The organism is Pseudanabaena sp. 'Roaring Creek', assembly GCF_001402795.1.
GTDB lineage: Bacteria > Cyanobacteriota > Cyanobacteriia > Pseudanabaenales > Pseudanabaenaceae > Pseudanabaena.
In genome coordinates this window covers 1-4,104 of sequence record NZ_LIRE01000164.1, presented here as the reverse complement: position 1 = coordinate 4,104, position 4,104 = coordinate 1, and the positions used below count along the sequence as shown (strand labels likewise).

General features: G+C 43.4%; 4 protein-coding genes. 3 read left to right on the top strand and 1 reads right to left on the bottom strand.

The window, feature by feature from the left end:
• Positions 1 to 379 precede the first annotated feature (379 nt).
• The 3 genes from AC805_RS05155 (at position 380) to AC805_RS05145 (ending at position 2,701) form a co-directional block, all read left to right on the top strand.
• The gene (locus AC805_RS05155) at positions 380 to 643 is read left to right on the top strand and encodes a hypothetical protein (protein WP_055074422.1); all 264 of its coding nucleotides are present in this window, start codon (positions 380 to 382) and stop codon (positions 641 to 643) included.
• A gap of 266 nt (positions 644 to 909) precedes the next feature.
• Positions 910 to 1,455: a LexA family transcriptional regulator gene (locus AC805_RS05150; protein ID WP_072143527.1), complete on the top strand. Its 546-nt coding sequence runs from the start codon at positions 910 to 912 to the stop codon at positions 1,453 to 1,455.
• The gene (locus tag AC805_RS05145) at positions 1,403 to 2,701 is read left to right on the top strand and encodes a Y-family DNA polymerase (protein WP_055074421.1); all 1,299 of its coding nucleotides are present in this window, start codon (positions 1,403 to 1,405) and stop codon (positions 2,699 to 2,701) included. Before AC805_RS05150 ends, AC805_RS05145 begins: the two co-directional genes overlap by 53 nt.
• Positions 2,702 to 2,770: 69 nt before the next feature.
• Here the strand turns inward: AC805_RS05145 and AC805_RS05140 are convergent, their stop codons facing one another.
• Entirely contained in the window at positions 2,771 to 3,745 is a 975-nt protein-coding gene (locus AC805_RS05140) for an alpha-ketoacid dehydrogenase subunit beta (RefSeq protein WP_055074420.1), read from the bottom strand.
• Positions 3,746 to 4,104: the final 359 nt, after the last annotated feature.

Here is a 4,104-nt window from a genome sequence, read left to right as displayed (position 1 = left end):
GGTTTTGAGATTCCCAAAATGGCGCTGCCATTTTGGGAATTGGTATAAAAAGACAAGTGGCGGCGCTTTGCGCCGCCACTTGTCTTTTGGGAGTGTGACAACACTTTTGTGAATTGAAAACTAAATCTAGTAAGGGTTTTCAAGTTAAGAAATGGCGTAGCCATTTCTTAACTTGGTATAACAATGGTCGCATCATTGGAACAAGAATGAACTCTCATCGTCCAAAGACTAAGAAATAACGCAAACAACGACTTGATGGAACTCTCATGGCGGAGGTTCAATTCATGAAGCGCTCCATTTCGTTCTTTTGCACAAGTTCTAAAACTATCAAAAGTAATGCTCAATGTCTTAGAAAAGCTCTTTTTTCCCCTAATTAATTATGATTCTAACTTCCTTAAACGAAACTCGCGCTATTGAAGTCAAAACCTCATCTGGTATTGAGAGAGGGATTGTTTTTTTAGAAAAGACTTTTGTTGCTGACAAATTATATAACACTTTAGACGCTGCCATTGTTGCTAGTAGAAAAGCTCTAGATTCAGGTGTTGCCATATTGATCGCCCCCGATGGCGAACAATTTTGTCTCTGGGTATCGGTAAAGTCACCAAGGATTGGGAAAACTGTTCAATCTGTTAAATCTGCCTAATATCGCTATGCAAGTTTTGCTTGGGACATAAAAGCGAAAAGATGAGTAGTGGAGCAAAGCTCCACTACTCATCTTTTCGCTTTTGATTTGTCCTGACACAAAACCAAAGAGTGTACCGCCCGCTACGCGGGCGGTACACTCTTTGGTTTTGCGCTAAATAGGTAAGGATGGGCGGCGCAAAGCGCCGTTCATCCTTACCTATTTTTTATTGCACTCTATTGATAAATATGATAGTGTATTGAATATCGTACATAAATCAAAAGTTCATGGATAGTGGCGATCGATATCAAGTTAGAGTCCAAAACTATGAATTAGCCGAATTCTCTGAATTATCAGGATTGGTCAGGTTTGGGGATGATGTCAAAGATATTTATCTTTCTGCTTGCCATAGCAAATTAGAACTACCCCTACAAACATGTGCTGTATCCGCAGGTTTTCCCTCTCCCGCAGACGATTATGTGGAACATAGGCTGGATCTCAATAGTTATCTCATTAGTCATCCTGCGGCAACTTTTTTTGTGAGAGCTGCGGGTAATTCGATGATGGGAGCGAGTATTCATGATGGTGATTTATTAATAGTCGATCGCTCTCTTGAGGCGACCCATGGTGATATTGTCATCGCCGTAGTCCAAGGAGAAATCACCGTCAAACGATTGCATTGCGTGCGCGGAGAAATAGCATTAGTTCCCGAAAATACCCACTATCCAACGATCCTGATTAACGAGCATTCAGACCTACATATTTGGGGAGTTGTCACCAATGTCATCCACTGTGTTAGACCGAAAAGCCACAAAAAGATTTGCTTTAGTTGATTGCAATAATTTCTACGTTTCCTGCGAACGTCTATTCAATCCATCACTGATTGGTAAACCCGTGGTAGTAGTATCCAATAATGATGGTTGCGTGATCGCGCGATCGCAGGAAGTCAAGGATATCGGACTGAGTATGGGTGTGCCTGTCTTCAGGATTTACGACCTCATCAAGCGCCATAATATTCAAGTTTATTCTTCCAATTACGCTCTTTATGGCGATCTTTCAGGCAGAGTAATGTCTACTCTTGCTTATTTTGCCCCCAATGTGGAAATTTATTCCATTGATGAAGCTTTTATGGATTTGTCAGAGTTTCGCTGTCGTGACTTAACTGCCTATGGCGATGAGATTCGCAAGCAGGTCATGCGCTGGGTAGGAATTCCCGTCTCCATTGGAATTGCCCCAACTAAAACCCTCGCAAAATTAGCCAATCGGATTGCTAAACAAAAGGGTTCAGGGGTTTTTGAGTTTCACGATGCCGCGATCGCATCTATGGATGAAATTCTATCTCAAGTAGATGTCAGCGATATCTGGGGCATTGGCTCTAAATATAGTAACTGGCTGAAGGAAAGAGGCATCATAACGGCTTTGCAACTGAGAGATGCCGATCGCTATCTGCTCCAGAGTAAGATGGGGATTGTCGGGGTTAAGCTGCAAATGGAACTACGAGGAGAATCTTGTTTGGCGATGGAATCGATCGCCAATCCCAAGCAGGGTACTTGTGTTTCTCGTTCTTTCCCTAAATCGATTCACAAACTTGCCGAGATTAAAGAAGCGATCGCCTATTTTACCCATCGAGCGGCGGAAAAACTGCGACGACAGCAACAGTCTGCCAGTGCTATTACAGTTTTTTTGCAGACTAGCCCTTTCCGCGAAAACTTCTATGCCAATAGCGCTACGGCTGAATTAGTTATATCAACTAATTCTACCAATGAACTTTCGCTTGTAGCCACTCGTTTACTGGAGGGGATTTATCGCAAGGGACAAAATTTTAAAAAGGCAGGGGTGATGATGACAGGGCTAGTCCCTGAACGTCAGGTGCAAGGAAATCTGTTCGATCCGCATAATGAGGAAGCCAAAAAGCGATCGCGCAATCTGATGAGCGTGATGGATCGCATTAACGAAATATACGGGCGAGATACGCTGCGCTTTGCCGCAACGGGAGTACTTCAAGTATGGAAGACTAAATCCGAACAGCGATCGCCCCGTTATACAACCTGTTGGGGAGACTTATTAGAAGTTTCGTAAGATCGCCTATCAAAAAGAGTCCGTGCTTTGCGCGGACTCTTTTTGACTATGCTTTGACAGTTTTGACAATTAAGCCAATAGATTCTCAACTGCGGCAATTACATCTTCAGGTTGGGGTATTGTTAAATTTTCTAATCCGCCATTATAGGGAGTAGGCACATCTAGAGCCGCAAGACGGACGATAGGTGCATCTAACTCATCGAAATAATTGTCATTGATCGAAGCAATAATCTCGGAGCCGATGCTAGCACAGCGCATTCCTTCTTCAACAATAATGATGCGATGGGTCTTCCGCAAGGAGGTGACAATAGTTTCCATGTCCAGAGGCTTTAGAGAAATCAAGTCGATGACTTCAGGATCGTAGCCCTTATCTACTAGGGTATCGACTGCCTTCAAGACATGGTAGCGCATCCGAGAATAGGTCAAAATAGTTACATCACTGCCTTCGCGGACAATTTCTGCCTTGTCGAGAGGTAGTAAATATTCTTCGTCGGGAATATCTTCTTTGAGGTTATAAAGCAAGACATGCTCAAAGAAGATGATGGGATTATCGTTACGAATTGCTGATTTTAATAGCCCCTTAGCGTTGTAGGGGGTAGAGCAGGCTACCATTTTAATGCCTGGGACGGCTTGGAAATAGGTTTCCAGCCTTTGGGAATGCTCCGCGCCGAGGTTACGACCGACACCACCAGGGCCGCGAATGACGATGGGAATTTTGAAATTACCGCCAGAGGTATAGCGCAACATCCCTGCATTATTCGAGATTTGGTTAAAAGCGAGGAGCAGGAAACCCATGTTCATGCCTTCGATGATTGGACGCAAACCAGTCATTGCCGAGCCGATCGCCATACCTGTGAAGCTATTTTCAGCGATCGGGGTGTCTAGCAAACGCAGGTCACCGTATTTTTTGTACAGGTCTTTGGTTACTTTGTAGGAGCCGCCATAATGCCCCACGTCTTCGCCTAAAACATAAACGGCTGGATCGCGCTCCATCTCCTCATCGATCGCTGCTCTGAGGGCGTTAAAAAAAGTAACCTCTGCCATATAAATCTGTGATTGTGTCTGTAATTATGTAAACAAGTCTTAAGCGCCCATTATATCTTTTGGGGTGCGTATCGACACAATCTTACTCAGGCATACATCAGATAACACCAAGTTAAGAAATGGCTACGCCATTTCTTAACTTGGTGTTATCGATCAAACGAACCACAAGGAAATTTTTGAAAGCCTTGCTTAGCAAGGCTTTTAAAAATTTCCTTGGTTTGGGTTTGAGCGCAAAGCGTTGTAACTTGAAAATCCTTACGAGGTTTAGTTTTTAATTTCCAAAAGTGTTGTCACACTTTCATGAATTGGTATATAGCTGTCACCAAGTGTCCTACTCTCTTCCCAGTAAAGAATTAGAC